At 51.7% G+C, this 15,043-nt stretch carries 12 protein-coding genes; 7 read left to right on the top strand and 5 right to left on the bottom strand.

Going from position 1 to position 15,043, the window contains the following annotated elements:
- Positions 1-56 precede the first annotated feature (56 nt).
- Positions 57-506: a GNAT family N-acetyltransferase gene (locus F0P93_RS04305; protein ID WP_150875056.1), complete on the bottom strand. Its 450-nt coding sequence runs from the start codon at positions 504-506 to the stop codon at positions 57-59.
- A 171-nt stretch (positions 507-677) separates the two neighbouring features.
- On the bottom strand, positions 678-1,736 hold the full coding sequence (locus tag F0P93_RS04300; RefSeq protein WP_374756763.1) for an RluA family pseudouridine synthase: 1,059 nt from the start codon (positions 1,734-1,736) through the stop codon (positions 678-680).
- A gap of 122 nt (positions 1,737-1,858) precedes the next feature.
- Here F0P93_RS04300 and F0P93_RS04295 point away from each other — a divergent pair, with 122 nt between their 5' ends.
- The 3 genes from F0P93_RS04295 (at position 1,859) to F0P93_RS04285 (ending at position 4,285) form a co-directional block, all read left to right on the top strand.
- Positions 1,859-2,308 carry a hypothetical protein gene (locus F0P93_RS04295; RefSeq protein WP_150875055.1) on the top strand — a complete coding sequence of 150 codons (450 nt, stop codon included), beginning with the start codon at positions 1,859-1,861 and terminating at the stop codon, positions 2,306-2,308.
- Between the two features lie 6 nt (positions 2,309-2,314).
- Positions 2,315-3,196 (top strand): 1-aminocyclopropane-1-carboxylate deaminase/D-cysteine desulfhydrase, encoded by an 882-nt coding sequence (locus tag F0P93_RS04290; RefSeq protein ID WP_150875054.1) that lies wholly within the window; start codon positions 2,315-2,317, stop codon positions 3,194-3,196.
- 96 nt (positions 3,197-3,292) lie between these two features.
- The gene (locus F0P93_RS04285) at positions 3,293-4,285 is read left to right on the top strand and encodes an aldo/keto reductase (RefSeq protein ID WP_150875053.1); all 993 of its coding nucleotides are present in this window, start codon (positions 3,293-3,295) and stop codon (positions 4,283-4,285) included.
- Between the two features lie 84 nt (positions 4,286-4,369).
- On the opposite strand, the gene F0P93_RS04280 is transcribed toward F0P93_RS04285, so the two are convergent.
- From F0P93_RS04280 to F0P93_RS04270, 3 genes are all read right to left on the bottom strand, one after another.
- Positions 4,370-4,921, bottom strand: a complete 552-nt coding sequence (locus F0P93_RS04280) for a cupin domain-containing protein (RefSeq protein WP_150875052.1) — start codon at positions 4,919-4,921, stop codon at positions 4,370-4,372.
- 523 nt (positions 4,922-5,444) lie between these two features.
- Entirely contained in the window at positions 5,445-8,483 is a 3,039-nt protein-coding gene (locus F0P93_RS04275; RefSeq protein WP_150875051.1) for a PAS domain-containing protein, read from the bottom strand.
- Between the two features lie 71 nt (positions 8,484-8,554).
- Complete coding sequence (locus F0P93_RS04270; protein WP_150875050.1) at positions 8,555-10,141, bottom strand: serine hydrolase domain-containing protein; 1,587 nt, start codon at positions 10,139-10,141, stop codon at positions 8,555-8,557.
- A gap of 98 nt (positions 10,142-10,239) precedes the next feature.
- On the opposite strand from F0P93_RS04270, the gene F0P93_RS04265 reads away from it, so the two are divergent.
- From F0P93_RS04265 to F0P93_RS04250, 4 genes are all read left to right on the top strand, one after another.
- The gene (locus F0P93_RS04265; RefSeq protein WP_150875049.1) at positions 10,240-12,438 is read left to right on the top strand and encodes a B12-binding domain-containing radical SAM protein; all 2,199 of its coding nucleotides are present in this window, start codon (positions 10,240-10,242) and stop codon (positions 12,436-12,438) included.
- 355 nt (positions 12,439-12,793) lie between these two features.
- Positions 12,794-13,015: a VF530 family protein gene (locus F0P93_RS04260; protein ID WP_150875048.1), complete on the top strand. Its 222-nt coding sequence runs from the start codon at positions 12,794-12,796 to the stop codon at positions 13,013-13,015.
- A 10-nt stretch (positions 13,016-13,025) separates the two neighbouring features.
- The gene (locus tag F0P93_RS04255) at positions 13,026-13,943 is read left to right on the top strand and encodes a glycoside hydrolase family protein (protein WP_150875047.1); all 918 of its coding nucleotides are present in this window, start codon (positions 13,026-13,028) and stop codon (positions 13,941-13,943) included.
- A gap of 92 nt (positions 13,944-14,035) precedes the next feature.
- Positions 14,036-14,977 carry a glycoside hydrolase family 43 protein gene (locus F0P93_RS04250; RefSeq protein WP_225309406.1) on the top strand — a complete coding sequence of 314 codons (942 nt, stop codon included), beginning with the start codon at positions 14,036-14,038 and terminating at the stop codon, positions 14,975-14,977.
- Positions 14,978-15,043 lie beyond the last annotated feature (66 nt).

Raw genomic sequence — 15,043 nt, 5'->3', positions numbered from 1 at the left:
GTAAAGTGGTCCGAAAAGGAATTCCGGCACTTTCATGGTGTGGTGCGAAGTTACGGCTATTTATCAAAATCCAGGTGGCAATTCCACCAACCGGTATCGAAGCGGGTGTTAAATTGCTTGTAAAACTGGATGGCGGGCTCGTTCCAATCGAGCACCTGCCACATCATGCCCGTACAGTCCGTTTTGCGGCCTTCTGCAATGGTGGCATCGAACAACGCCTTGCCCAGCCCCCGACCCCGAAAGTTTTCGTTAACAATAATATCTTCCAGATACAATCGCTTGCCTTTCCAGGTCGAATACCGGTAATAGTATAACGACATGGCCACAATCTTGTTTTCGATTTCGGCCACCAGCACCCCGAAAAGCGGGTTTTCGCCAAAACCGTCTTTCAGCATCTGTTCGGGCGTGTTGGTCACTTCGTGGGGTGCTTTTTCGTACAGGGCCAGTTCCTGAACCAGTTCAAACAACTGCAGAACATCGGCGGGGGTACCTTTGCGGATGGTCATTCGAGGATACGAAGTATTGTTTTAAATTGAGTTTTCTATACTTTTTATATTTCGCTATTCAGAATTTACATTTCAATATTCGTTATTCAATATTCATCATTCGATATTTTTACCAGCGTTTAAATATCGAATGATGAATATTGAATAACGAATATTGAAACACAAAACCGTTCATCGGTTTTCGAGGTATTTTTCCCATTTCTCCAGCACCGACCGGAAATCATCCGGGAGTTCAGACTCAAACTGGAGCCACTCGCGGGTTCGGGGATGTTCGAAACCGAGCGATTTGGCGTGGAGGGCCTGCCGGGGCATCAGGACAAAACAGTTCTGAACAAACGATTTATAGGAACCGTTGGCATTTCCGCGCAGGATGCGGTCACCGCCGTACGTGGCATCGCTGAAAAGCGGATGGCCCAGATACTGCATGTGCGCGCGGATCTGGTGGGTTCGTCCGGTTTCGAGTTTGCATTCCACGAGGGAAACGTAGTGGAGTGCTTTCAAAACTTTGTAGTGCGTAACGGCGCGTTTTCCCTGGCTGCCGTCGGGAAAAACCGCCTGCACTTTCCGGTCGCGGAGACTCCGGCCGATGTTCCCGTCGATGGTGCCTTCATTTTCTTTCAGTTCGCCCCAGGCCAGGGCGTTGTAGGTTCGCTCGATGGTGTGTTCAAAAAACTGGCGGCCGAGGTGGGTCATGGCGTATTCGGTTTTGGCAATGACCATCAAACCCGAGGTGTCCTTGTCGATCCGGTGCACCAGACCGGGGCGGATGCTGCCGTTACGGGAGGTGGGTAAGTTCTGGAAATGAAACACCAGGGCGTTCACCAGCGTACCGGTCCAGTTGCTATACGCCGGATGCACTACCATGCCAGCCGGTTTGTTCAGCACCAATACCTCATCATCTTCGTAAACAATGTTCAGCGGAATGTTTTCCGGCAGAATATCCGTGTCGCGGGGCGGATGGGGCAACGAAACCGTAATGACATCCTGCGGTTTGATTTTATAACTCGCCTTGATGGCATTGCCGTTGACCTTCACCGCTTCCGTATCAATTCCGTTCTGAATTTTGGTTCGGGTCGCGTTCGGCAATCGCTCGGTTAAAAACCGGTCAATCCGTACCAGATTCTGACCGGGATCGACCACGATGCGGAAATGTTCGTAAAGCTCGTCTTCATCCGGGTCAGCAAGCACCGGTTCTTCATCCTGCTGGGCCATGGTCTCAGGTTGTAACATCTTACAAAAGTACCAAGAATCAGACGTTTTAGCGAACGGTCACTAGTTTTTGTTAAAATATCGCGTGACCTTGTTACTTTTGTGGCGTCGAAATAGGAACGACGTGTTGCAACCTGATAACAATGACAACGTATATCCCACCCCGAATGTGGCCTTTACGGGCCACCTGTCTGAAAATTGCCCTCATTCTACCCTTCGCACTGACCACGCTTTCCAGTTGCGAACCCGATGCAGTCGTCGTCCCTGAAACTGAGTATGGCGGTGTTTTTACCGTCCAGGAAGCCGATCCAAAGGAAAGTTATTTGTTGACGCTGCGTAAAAATCCGGAGAAAGCGAAAACATTTACTATCGAAAATCTGGCCAATCTGGTCAAAGAGCCCCTCCAAGCGACGGTAACAAATGGGAAACTGGTGATTGTAGACCAGGCTTTTACCAACTATCTGGGCGACAAGTATACCATTTCCGGCGAGGGAGAACTCATCGACGAAACCCTGGTTCTGCGCTATTCCATCAATGGACACAATGGGTATGCCGGATCGGTTTTCGCGAAAAAACAGGGCGACGGCAAATAAACGGACGTGAACGACTGGCTGGCAGTTTCTGAATTTTCCCGACTGCAATTTCTGCCGAACCCTTTTCTGGAACCGGTGCCCGTTCAGCTCTATCTGAAGCGGGATGATGAGTTACATCCGACGGTGTCGGGTAACAAGTGGCGCAAGCTCAAATACAACCTGGCCGAAGCGCGTCGGTTGGGTCACCAAACGCTGTTAACCTACGGCGGGGCCTATTCCAACCACCTATACGCTGTTGCGGCCGCCGGTCGCGAATTCGGTTTTTCGACCATTGGCGTCATCCGGGGGGAGGACCGCCGGGAGCGCGACACGCCAACGCTGGCCTTCGCCCGTGCGCAGGGAATGCAGCTTCATTTCGTCACCCGGCAGCAGTTCCGGAACCTAAGCGATGCGGTTTTTCAACAGGATCTTCGGCAACGTTTCGGCACCTACTACGACCTGCCGGAAGGCGGCACCAACGCGTTGGCCGTGCGGGGAACGGCGGAAATTATCCCGGAAATTTTGCAGCAAATCAATTCTTTGCCAGACTACATCTGTTGTCCGGTCGGCACGGGCGGAACACTGGCGGGTCTGGAGCAATCGGCCCCGAATGGCCTGAAGGTGTTGGGTTTTTCGTCCCTGAAAGGCTTCATTCCTGACCTGAACCGGCCCCAAAACGTGCAAACCGACTACCATTTTGGTGGTTACGCCAAAACCACCCCCGAATTACTGACCTTCATTCGCCGTTTTGAACAGAAAACCGGCGTGCAGATCGAGCAGGTATACACCGCCAAAATGCTGTATGGCATTTACGATCTGGCCCGAAAAAACTACTTTTTGCCAGACAGTAAAGTTGTCGCGATTCACACCGGTGGTTTGCAGGGGAGAAGTGACAAGCTGGATGAATAAAACGGACTTTCCGGCGTGATCGGGTGAAAACGAAGACCAGTAAAATCACCAGCCAGCCCTCTTTTAGAGGAAAATCAATCAACTCAGAATAGACAGATGGAATATCGGAAATTGGGCGAGTCGGACGTAACGGTTTCGGCCATTGCTTTTGGTGCCTGGGCGGTTGGCGGCTGGATGTGGGGCGGAACGGAGCGAAAGGAAGCTGTCGAAGCCATTCAGGCCGCGTATGATCTGGGCGTTACGTCCATCGACACGGCCCCGGTTTACGGCCAGGGAACGAGCGAAGAAATTGTTGGAGAAGCCATCAAAGACATTCCCCGGGATCGGGTGCAGATTCTGACCAAGTACGGGATGCGGTGGGATCTGGCGAAAGGAACGCTGGCTTTTCATACGAAAAACAACGACGGAACGCCGATCGATGTGTACAAATACGCGGCTAAGGAAAGCATCATCAAAGAGTGTGAAGCCAGCCTGAAACGACTCGGAACCGATTACATCGACCTGTACCAGATTCACTGGCCGGATGTTACCACCCCGATTTCGGAAACGATGGAAGCCGTGAGCCGGTTGATCGAGCAGGGGAAAATCCGGCAGGCCGGAGTTTCCAACTACAGCGTCGAGCAGATGAAGGAGGCCGAAAAAACGCTGCAACTGGCTTCGAACCAGGTTTCCTACAGCATGGTCAAGCGTGAAATCGAAGCCGAGCTGGTGCCGTATTGCCTCGAAAACCGGAAGTCGATTCTGGCCTACAGTCCGCTGGAACGCGGTTTGCTGGCGGGCAAAATCAAACCGGGGCATCAGTTTGCCGAGGGTGATCATCGGGTCAATTACAAGGCTTTCAAAGACGGAAACATCGCGCGTGTGTGGCCCTTTCTTAATAAAATCATTCCAATGGCCGAACAGAAGCAGGTGAGCCTGAGTCAGTTGGTGATTCGCTGGACGATTGACCAACCCGGCATTACCGTCGCCCTCGTGGGGGCCCGGAATGCCGAACAGGCGGTTCAAAACGCCAAAGCCATCGACGTCCGGCTGACGGCGGAGGAGACGGCTTTTATCAACCAGCAACTGGATTCCGTCGTGTTGGTGTAACCCTGTCAGCGGTCGAAGACCCTGACAGCGGTTGAGGGTTCGTTAATGCTTAACCGCTGTCAGGGTCTTCGACCGCTGACAGGATTACTTCAGGTATTTCCGGTAAAAAGGCCGGTAGCCGAGCAACAACGCAAACGGCGTCAGAAGCCCAAACACAATTTTCTGGACGGCAAAGGGCGGTTTGGCCAGGCGAAACACCTGATCAAAATGATTCATCATGAGGGCCACCTGCAAAAGGCCCGGTACTCCGTCGGCGTTGGTTTTGCCGTCACTCGCCAGCCCGGTGTTTAGCTCCAGTAAGTATTCTGTGTCCATCGCCGGAATGGTTTTCCAGGAAGCAACGGTTTTGTCGTCGGTGGCATTCCACATGGAATGAACGCTATTTTTTTTGATGTGGATCTTGTCGCCGGGTCGGAGAGTCTGAAGGTTACCCTCCAACCGAATGGATAATTCGCCCTGCAACACTTCAAAATATTCGTCCTGATGGGGATGGTAATGGGCAATGGGTTCTTTGGAGTGAGCCTCGTAGGTCGTTATCAGTTCCAGAAGCTGACCGTTGGTATCGGCCTGCGTCTGCACAAACTGGATGATCTGCCCGGTTTTCGGGTTCCGAATTTCTTTACCTTTATGTGCCATGGTGTGTATTTGTTGTTGGGCGAAGATAGCAGGGCCTGTTCGCAGATACCAAGACATTATTAGGAAGCGGTTAAAGGGTATGCCCCCCAAGATCGTATTTCAACTTCGATATTTGTTATTCAATATCAGTCCTGTACGAAGGATGCATTTCCCCCAACCACTTTGGCTGCTGGCGCAGAACGATCTTTAGAATGGCTTTTTATGATGCTGTGGCGCGACTGATGAGGGGCCGCGTAGCGGACGGATGTTTGTAGCCACAGTGTGTCATCGAGAAAGCCCGCGTGCCTTTGGGTACGAAACAGGCAGGGGCAGGCGATGGCGTACCCAAAGGCACGCGGCAGGAACCGGGTCGTCTTTTCGTTACAAACCTTTGTCCGCTACGCGGCCCCTCATTGGCGTTAGCATCGACAAGGGTTTGCAAAAATCGTTACCCAAAAAAAGAAGAAAAAGCGGTCTGCCAAGCGTTTTAAATCCTTCGTACAGGACTGATATTGAATAACGAATATCGAAATTGAACTCCAACTCAAACCGGCAAATAAATGGTGAAAGAGGCTCCTTTGTTTAACTCACTTTCGGCGATAATCACTCCTTTGTGATTTTCAACGATCTTTTTACACAATGCCAGACCAATGCCCGTTCCACTATATGACTTTCGCCCGTTTAACCGATGAAAAATGGTGAAAATCTGTTCGGCATACTGCTGTTCAAAACCGATACCGTTGTCTTTAAAATTCAGTTTGACATACACCTGATCGGGCTGTAAATTCGGAATCGTTCGGGCTACTTCTGGCAAAAGAAAATCCGATGAAATACGGATTTCGGGATTCTTTTCAGAAAACTTGAGCGAATTGCCAATCAGGTTTGAAAAAAGCTGATTCAATTGCAGTGGAATCGCGGTCAGTGTCGGGAGTTCATCCTGTACGATAACCGCCTTTTTTTGCTCAATTAATAACTCAAAGTCAGTTTTGACATTCTTCAGAATCAGGTTAAGATCAGTCGGAACAAATTGTTCGTCGGTTCTGGAAAGGCGTGAATAATTCAGCACATCTTTAATCAGGGCGGACATGCGCTGTGCCGAAGAACTGATTTTAGACAACAGGTTCTTTGACGATTCTTCGTCGTGAGCGGTGTCGGTTAACAGTTCTGTAAACGTTTGAATTTTGCGCAGCGGTTCTTGCAAATCATGGCTGGCGATGTAGGCAAACTGCTCCAGTTCGTGGTTGGTGCGCACCAGTTCATCGTTCATATTCCGGAGTTCAAGCGTTCGCTCCATTACCCGCTTTTCCAGTTCCTGGGCAATTTCTTCCAGATTTTTCCGGGCCTCCACCTGCTGTGTAATGTCGATGGCCGACCCCAGTAACCGGACGGGTTTCTGTTGGGCATCAAAAATTACTTTTCCAATTGCCCGCACCCAGTGAACGGCATGGTCGGGCCGGGCCAGCCGGGCTTCGTAGTGCAAACGACCCGTTCGGAAAGCCTCTTCGTGCGCTTTGGCCCGAATTGGCAGGTCATCCGGGTGAATGGCTCCACTAAATTCAGAATGCTGATGCGGCTGATTTGGGGCCAATCCGAAAATTTCCACGAGCCGTTCTGAATACTGAAAAACGCCATGCTCGATGTCCCAGTCATACGTTCCCATTTCGGCGGCTTCGACGGCCAGACGGGATCGTTGCTCGGCCTCATAAATGGTGATGCGGGCTTCCACTTTCTCCGTCACATCGTTAACGGTCACCATGATACCGGAAACCGTTTGGTCGGTTCCGAAGAGGGGAGCATATTCAAAATCAAGGTAATATTTGCCCATGCCCTCCGGGGTGTTCACATAAGCGAGGGCTTCTTTTTCCGTGTAGGATTCGCCCGTTTTGTAAACTTTGGCAAGCAGATCGGGAAAGGGCTGATCATGCAACTCCGGGAATATCTCCAGCAATTTTTTTCCCTGAACCTCCGAAAAGGGTCGTTTCCACAGCGTTTTCAGCATGGTCTCGTTGGCAATTTCGATGATCAGGTCGGTTCCTCTGAAAATCGCCATCGCAATTGGCGACTGAATGACCAGATTCCGAAATTGCCGTTCACTTTCCTGCGTAGCGTGTTTGGATTTGACCAGTTCGGTCACCTCATTGGCAACAACGATGAGGCCGCTCACCGACTGATCGGCTTCCCGCAGGGGCTGATATACAAAATTGACATAGACGATGTCCGTTTTTCCAAACCGGTTGAGGGCGACGGCAAATTCGTTGCCAAAAAAAGGTTCGCCCGTTTCGACCACCCGGTTTAGCAATTCCAGGATGCCCTGATTGCGAATTTCCGGCAAGGCATCCAGTATGGCCTTTCCGAGCGTCTGCTCCGCCGACTTTCCAATCAGATTGAGATAGGCATCATTGGCGGCCTCAAACACAAAATCAGTTCCCTGTAAAACCGCAATGCCCACAGGGGCCTGGTTGATCACATTCCGAATGTGTTCTTCCGCTTTCAGGCGGTTTTTCGCAATCGTCAATTGCGTCTGACGGTCGATGTCAGCCAGTAGTTGGGCCTGTATAAACTCATTTTCGTAGCGTTCGATCGTGTCAATGGCTGTGGCGATCTGTGTGCTAATCTGGCTAATAAACTGTTGATAATCAGTGTCAAATTCGCGGTGCGGATTAATGCCAGTTACCAGAATGCCCAGCCGGTCTCCCGAACTTGCTTTGAGAACCGGGTAGCTACAGGCATTGTCGGGTAGTCGGTCTGTCAGCGACTGGACGATCGATCTGACTTTCTTCGAAACGCCCAGAATCCAGATCGGCTGACCGGTTTTTAGGGCGGTGTTGAGTTGCCAGAAGTCGTCGGTGGCGTCGTCGGCGAGCGAAACGGTTTTCTCGAACGGAGCTTCTTCCGGCAGAATACCCGAACAATGGATCAACTGAGCCTCCTGCCCGTTCGGGTCGATCAGATAAAAGGCGGCAAACGGAATGTCTTTGTAGTTCTGGCCCAGAACGTCAATGGCAATCCGGCCTGCATCGACTTTTGTTTTTGCGGATAGAACCCGACTGGTTAGCGCATTCAGCGTCTGCAACCGGCGTTGTTGCAATACCTTGCCCGTTTCTTCATGACAGGCGCAGAACAAACCGCCTACCTGCCCGTTCTCGTCGATAATCGGGCTGTATGAAAAATTGAAGTAGCCCTCTTCGGGAAATTCTTTTCGTTCCAGCAACAGCATCAAGTCCTGGCCGTAGATCGATTGCTGCTGATCAAAAACCAGATTTTTCATCGGAAGCAAACTTTCTTCCCAGATTTCGGACCAGAGTTCGTTGGCGGGCTTGCCCAGAAAGGCGGGATGTTTATGGCCCATCAACGGGACATAGGCATCGTTGTGAAGGTTTATCAATTCCGGTCCCCACCAGATAAACATGGGGTAGCTGGACCGAAGCACGATGCTGACGGCGGTTTTTAAACTTTGCGGCCACTGATCGGGTTCGCCCAGGGGGGATTTGGACCAGTCGAAAGCCCGCAGGCGTTGGCCTACTTCACCACCACCTGCTAAAAAAGGGAACAGGGTGGAATTTGGGGTTTGTTTACTTACCAAGTCGATGTTAGAAAATAGCCGATTTTACAATAAAGTTACGAAATAAAAAAAGTACACCCGATAAGGTCCGCTTACTTCTTCACTTCTCTGAAATCCAGTTGTTGAATCAGGGCAGGGTTTTCGGGCGTCAGGGTAAAAAAGACATCGATAGTCGCTTTTTCGCCTTCAATCAGGAAGCGGCCCCGCAGTTGATTTTCGGCCACCAACTCGCCGACACGAACAATGGTTCCTGCTTTGGCGTACAAATCCTGTACCGTTTTTCGACGGATTTCGAGCGACAAATCCGGGAAGAAGTTTTCCGCAAAGAGTTGGCTTTCAGTCGCATTCTTCCAATCGGGGAGAAGTTGAACCAGTTCAGCTTTGCGTTGCGCCAGGATTTTGGAAACCGGAATCAGACGGGGTTTTAAACCCGCCGTCGTAATCAGCGTATCCAGTGCGGCCCAGTTTACCGAACCCATGCCGGCGTAGGTTAGGTTCCCGAAGGCCACCACGCCAATTCCGTATTCCGGCACGATCCACCACTGGCTGCCAAAACCGGGAAGCCCGCCTGTATGGCCTACATAAACCCGCCCATCGCAATCGCGGCTCCAGCGCAGACCATAGGCGTAGCTGCTCACCATTGGGCAGGCCCGGCCACTGGGGTATTTGAAGTTGGCACTGAGGCTGTTGAATGTCCAGGGTTGTTGCATTTCGCGCACCGAACTGCGTTTGATGGGTGACCCGCTGCCCCGGCCGGTTTCGGCATCGCTGCGGGCGGGCCAGGCTGACTCATGAAACGCCATGTACTTGCTAAAATCCTCCACAGAGGTAATTAAACCGCCCATCGCGCCGTATGATCCGTCGTGCAAGAGCGGTTCTTCGAGCCAGCTATTCGCTTGCCAGCGGTAACCGTGTGCCAGTAACGCCGACGGTATTTTGGTGTATTCCCAAACCGTTTGCGTCATACCCAGCGGTTTGAAAATGGCTTCGTCGATGTATTGCTGGTACGGTTTTCCGGAAACTTTGGTGATGATGGCACCCAGCATCGCAAACCCCAGATTGCTGTATTCATAGGTTATTCCCGGAACATTCGAAAGCGACAATCCTCCCGCAATCAGCTTGAGCAGATCGGCCGGGCTGTCGTCCAGTTGCCGGTCACCCCAGGGATTGTCTTCGGGAAATCCTGCTGAATGCGTCATCAGATTCCGAACCGTAATCAGGGGCGAATCCGAGGTAAGGTAGGACAGTTTTTTTAATTCCGGAATGTAGAGGTAAGCCGGATCGTCGAGCCGCAGTTTGCCTTCGTCCCGCAGTTTCAGAATCGCCATGGTAGTCACACTCTTGCTCATCGATGCCATGCGAAACAGTGACTTCGGCGTGGCCGCGGTTTTCTTCGCCACATCCGTGAAGCCAAAACCGCCCGCATGAACCAGCTTTCCATCGACTACGACGCCAAACGCCAGACCGGGAAAATGGTTCTTTTCAGCATGTTGGCGGTATAAACTGTCGATGACCGGGAAAACCGCTGCAATTTTTTCATTCCGCTGGGGATCGGCAAAAAACGGCGCCTGGTAAGTGGTTGAATACGAGGCAGGCAGGCGTTCTCCCGCTGCGGGTTTGGGCTGGCCGTTGGCGATCGAGGCAAGCAGAAGAGCGAGGGGAAGGAGGTGTTTTTTCATGGCTGTATTCGGTTGCGCTAAAATAGGACGCATTTGTGAAAAGAGCTATTTCTAACCAACAAGAACTACCTTTGTCTGGAACGAAGCCCGGCAGCATCTTGGAACAGAAGATCCTTTTTATTACCCCACCTTTCACGCAGCTCAACACGCCGTATCCGGCCACGGCTTACCTGAAGGGCTTTCTGAATACGAAGGGATTCCGGTCGCACCAGGCTGATCTGGGGATTGAGGTGATTCTGAAGCTGTTCTCACGAAACGGTTTGCAGACGTTGTTTTCCGAACTGGACGCTTCAGACGCCGAACTGTCTGAAAACAGCTTTCGGATTTTTTCGCTCCGCGACGATTACATCAGCACCATCGACCCGGTGATCCGGTTTTTGCAGAACAAAAATCCGACGCTGGCCCACAGCATTTGCGATCGTTCCTATTTGCCCGAAGCCTCGCGGTTTGCCCAACTCGATGACCTGGACTGGGCGTTCGGCACGATGGGCATTCACGACAAAGCGCGGCATCTGGCGACCCTGTACCTCGAAGACCTGGCCGATCTGATCACCGAAGCCATCGATCCGCACTTTGGATTTAGTCGGTATGCCGAACGTCTGGGGCGCTCGGCCACGCACTTCGATGACCTTCATGCGGCTTTACAAGCTCCCGAAACCCTGATTTCGGTAACCTTAACGAACCTGCTCGAACAACGGCTGCAACAATGGCAACCCGATGTGGTTTGTCTGACAGTTCCGTTCCCCGGAAACCTGTATGGTGCGTTAAAGTGCGGTCAGTATCTCAAGAAACACCATCCCGATATCGCCGTCATCATGGGGGGCGGTTATGCCAATACGGAACTCCGTTCGCTGAAGGAACCCCGGGTTTTTGATTACGTCGATTACATCTGCCTCGACGACGGCGAAGCGCCCTTGCTGTCGCTGCTGGATTTTCTGGCGGGTCAGCGCGACCGGGCCGGTTTGAAGCGGGTCTATGCCCGAACGGAGGGCGTCGTGACCTACTACAACCAGAACCGGGAGCGCGATGTACCACAACGGGATACCGGCACGCCCGACTACCGCGATCTGCGGCTGAACGACTATTTATCCGTCATCGAAATCGTCAATCCGATGCACCGGCTCTGGAGCGACGGACGCTGGAATAAGCTGACCCTGGCGCACGGGTGTTACTGGGGGAAATGTTCATTTTGTGACGTCACCCTCGACTACATCAAACGGTATGAACCCTTGACTGCAGCCCTGCTCTGTGACCGGATTGAGGAGATTATCGAACAAACCGGGCAGAATGGTTTTCACTTTGTGGACGAAGCAGCACCGCCCGCTTTAATGCGCGATCTGGCACTCGAAATCATCCGGCGGAAGCTGACGGTAGTGTGGTGGACCAACATCCGGTTCGAAAAAAACTTCACCCCCGACCTCTGTCAGTTGCTGAAATTATCGGGCTGCATTGCCGTTTCGGGTGGGCTGGAAGTAGCGTCGGATCGCTTGCTCGAACGCATGAAAAAAGGCGTCACGGTGGCGCAGGTTGCGCGGGTAGCCGACGGTTTTACGCAGGCCGGCATCATGGTTCATGCGTACCTGATGTACGGTTTTCCGACGCAAACGGCGCAGGAAACCATCGATTCGCTGGAAATGGTGCGGCAATTGTTCGAAACCGGGATTGTGCAGTCGGGGTTCTGGCACCGGTTTGCCATGACGGCCCACAGCCCGGTGGGACTGCATCCGGCGGGTTTCGACGTCCAGCGGATTGGCCCCGAAACCGGTTTGTTTGCCGACAACGACCTGGACCACGACGACCCCTTAGGGACCGATCACAGTCTGTTTTCAGAGGGTTTGCGGAAATCGCTTTTCAACTACATGCACGGCGTCGCTTTTGAGTTTCCGCTCAAAAAGTGGTTTACTTTCAAAACCCCGCCGACCAGCATTCCGCCGAAGTATATTGAACAGAGTATTCGTCAATTGCCGGACAGTGAATTTCGTTCCAATGCGATGGTGATCTGGCCGGGAAGTTTGCCAGTCGCGTCGATTCTGGAAGTCAGGAAAGGAAATAAAGTAAGCGAAGTGGCTGAACTGGTTTTCTACACGAAGAAAAGCGAATGGGCGTTGGAAACCAGCGTATCGGTAGGAGAGTGGCTGGAGGGCGCAATGCCCAAACTGGTGATTGGCAATCCCGAACCTTACTCCCTCGACGGCTTGAAAGCGGACTTTGAAGCCGCCGGTTTAGGGAGTTTTGGGACTTTTATGCAGTCGGCAGCATGGCGAAATTTGCGTCAGAATGGACTGCTGATTGTTTAAGATTAATAATCTTTTTTGTTGTCGCGCTTCGTTTGTTTGTCGGCCCGTTTTTCCTTCAACGTTTTTTCCGACGGTTTTTTTGCGCTTCCTTTTGTGGGTGCTTTCTGCTGTGCCATGGTTCTGGGGATTAGAGTTGTGTTAATGAAAGAAAATATAGACCAGAATCCGACTGAAAACCGCCACGGTTTTAGACCTGGTTCTGTTATCTAACGTCTTTTCTCTTTAATCTTGCTTAAGGTAGCCTTAAAAAACGAAAAACAACGTGCATTGGTGATTAAAAAGAAGATTTGTCCCGGAAAACCCCCGTTTCGCAACTTGGGCTATCTTTGCAGCCGAATGTAACCGAATTCTGATCATGACCCCGCTTCAGCCCAATAACCCACTCCACGGCAAGACCCTCGAAAACATCCTGACCGAGCTGGTGGAACACTATGGCTGGGCGCGATTGGGGCAACGCATTACCATCCGCTGTTTTACTGACAATCCAAGCATCAAATCCAGCCTCACGTTCCTGCGAAAGACGCCCTGGGCGCGGCAAAAAGTAGAAGAACTATACCTATCCCTCAAAACCAAGTGACCTGTTTTTTATGAGAAAACCCTACCTGATTGTCTTGATTTCCACCTTGTTTTTTGGCTGGATGGTGTCCGAAAAACCGGCTCCTGACCCTGAGTTTCCGGATGAACTCGTCCAGTTTACACCGTATGAACACAACCCGGTTTTTGCCGGTACGAAGGCATCCACCTGGGATCATCACATCCGGGAGCGGGGCTACATTCTGCGGGAGGGCAAAAACTGGTACCTGTGGTACACGGGCTACAAAGACGGAAAAAGCACGACGAAATATCTGGGGCTGGCGACGTCATCCGACGGGTTTACCTGGAAACGGCACCCGGAAAACCCCATTTATACTCAGGGTTGGGTGGAGGATATGTCGGTTGTGAAATCGGGCAGCACCTATTATATGTTTGCTGAAGGGAAAGAGGACGTTGCCCACCTCCTGACGTCGACCGACCGCCTTCACTGGGAAGAACGCGGCCCGCTTGATATCCGCGGTGTCGACGGAAAACCGCTCAGTGCCGGTCCGTATGGCACCCCGGCCATCTGGAAGGAAGGTGGTGTCTGGTATTTATTTTATGAACGGAACGATGCCGCGGTTTGGCTGGCCACCTCCAAAGACCTTAAAAGCTGGAAGAACGTGCAGGATGAGCCGGTTTTGAAATGCGGACCGGAGAAATACGACCAGTTTGCGGTGGCAACCAACCAGATTATCAAACATAAAGGGCTGTATTATATGTACTACCACGCGTCGGCTTTTAAAGACTGGCGGGAGTGGACCAACAACGTAGCGGTTTCGAAAGACCTGATTCACTGGAAGAAATACGCCAAAAATCCCATTATGGAAAACAATACGTCGAGCGGATTTCTGGTTCATGACGGTACGAAATACCGCCTTTATACGATGCACCCGGATGTCCGGGTTTTTCTGCCCACTTCCCAACCCTAACGAATTGATTTAACTATTCCATCCTGATGAAACGCTATTTTCTGCTTGTTGCTTTCCTTTTTTCATTCCTCCCGGTTTTTTCACAAGGCTCAATGACTCCTCAACCCAAGGCGGGGAAAAAGTCAGTGTCTGGCAACCCGGTGTTTCCGGGCTGGTATGCCGATCCCGAAGGTGTTATTCTGGGGAACAAATACTGGATTTATCCAACCTACTCGGCACCCTACAACCAGCAGGTTTTCATGGATGCGTTTTCGTCACCCGACCTGGTGACCTGGACGAAACACAGCCGGATTATCGACACCACGGCCATCAAATGGGCCTGGCGGGCCATGTGGGCACCGGCCATCGTTGAAAAAGGCGGCAAGTATTACCTGTTTTTCGGAGCGAATGACATTCAGAATGATCAGAAAGACGTGGGCGGGATTGGCGTGGCCGTGGCCGACAATCCGGCGGGACCATTCAGGGATCTTCTGGGTAAACCGCTGATCGACAAGATCATCAACGGGGCACAGCCCATCGACCAGTTTGTTTTCAAGGACAAAGACGGTCAGTATTACATGATTTACGGCGGCTGGCGGCACTGCAACATCGCTAAACTGAAAGACGATTTCACCGGTTTTGTGCCGTTTGCCGATGGCACGACGTTTAAGGAAATTACGCCCAAAGGCTACGTTGAAGGGCCGTTCATGTTCATTCGCAACGGCAAATATTATTTCATGTGGTCGGAAGGTGGCTGGACTGGCCCAAACTATTCCGTCGCTTACGCCATGGCGGATTCGCCGTTTGGCCCCTTCGAGCGGGTTGATAAAATTCTCAAGCAGGATCCCGCAGTGGCAACCGGCGCGGGTCATCATTCCGTGATTCAGGTGCCGGGCAAAGATCAATGGTACATCGTGTATCACCGTCGGCCGCTAACGGAAACCGATGGTAACCATCGCGAAACCTGCATCGACGTCATGGAATTTGACGCGAAGGGATTGATTAAGCCGGTGAAGATTACGGTGGAAGGCGTGAAGCCGCAGCCGTTGAAGTAGCAGCGTTCAGTGTTCATGATTCTTTGTTCAGTATTCGTTATTCAACATTCGGTGTTCGATATTCAA

Source organism: Larkinella humicola, assembly GCF_008727875.1.
GTDB classification, from domain to species: Bacteria; Bacteroidota; Bacteroidia; order Cytophagales; family Spirosomataceae; genus Larkinella; species Larkinella humicola.
Note: the sequence above shows the minus strand (reverse complement) of the source record. Positions and strands in the feature narration are given on the sequence as shown.

Bases quoted from the DNA above. Each gene is read 5' to 3' on its own strand.
- F0P93_RS04250 (WP_225309406.1), top strand. From the start codon at position 14,036: ATGACTCCTCAACCCAAGGCGGGGAAAAAGTCAGTGTCTGGCAACCCG.
- F0P93_RS04270 (WP_150875050.1), bottom strand. From the start codon at position 10,141: ATGAAAAAACACCTCCTTCCCCTCGCTCTTCTGCTTGCCTCGATCGCC.
- F0P93_RS04305 (WP_150875056.1), bottom strand. From the start codon at position 506: ATGACCATCCGCAAAGGTACCCCCGCCGATGTTCTGCAGTTGTTTGAA.
- F0P93_RS04255 (WP_150875047.1), top strand. From the start codon at position 13,026: ATGAGAAAACCCTACCTGATTGTCTTGATTTCCACCTTGTTTTTTGGC.
- F0P93_RS04300 (WP_374756763.1), bottom strand. From the start codon at position 1,736: ATGTTACAACCTGAGACCATGGCCCAGCAGGATGAAGAACCGGTGCTT.
- F0P93_RS04260 (WP_150875048.1), top strand. From the start codon at position 12,794: ATGACCCCGCTTCAGCCCAATAACCCACTCCACGGCAAGACCCTCGAA.
- F0P93_RS04295 (WP_150875055.1), top strand. From the start codon at position 1,859: ATGACAACGTATATCCCACCCCGAATGTGGCCTTTACGGGCCACCTGT.
- F0P93_RS04280 (WP_150875052.1), bottom strand. From the start codon at position 4,921: ATGGCACATAAAGGTAAAGAAATTCGGAACCCGAAAACCGGGCAGATC.
- F0P93_RS04285 (WP_150875053.1), top strand. From the start codon at position 3,293: ATGGAATATCGGAAATTGGGCGAGTCGGACGTAACGGTTTCGGCCATT.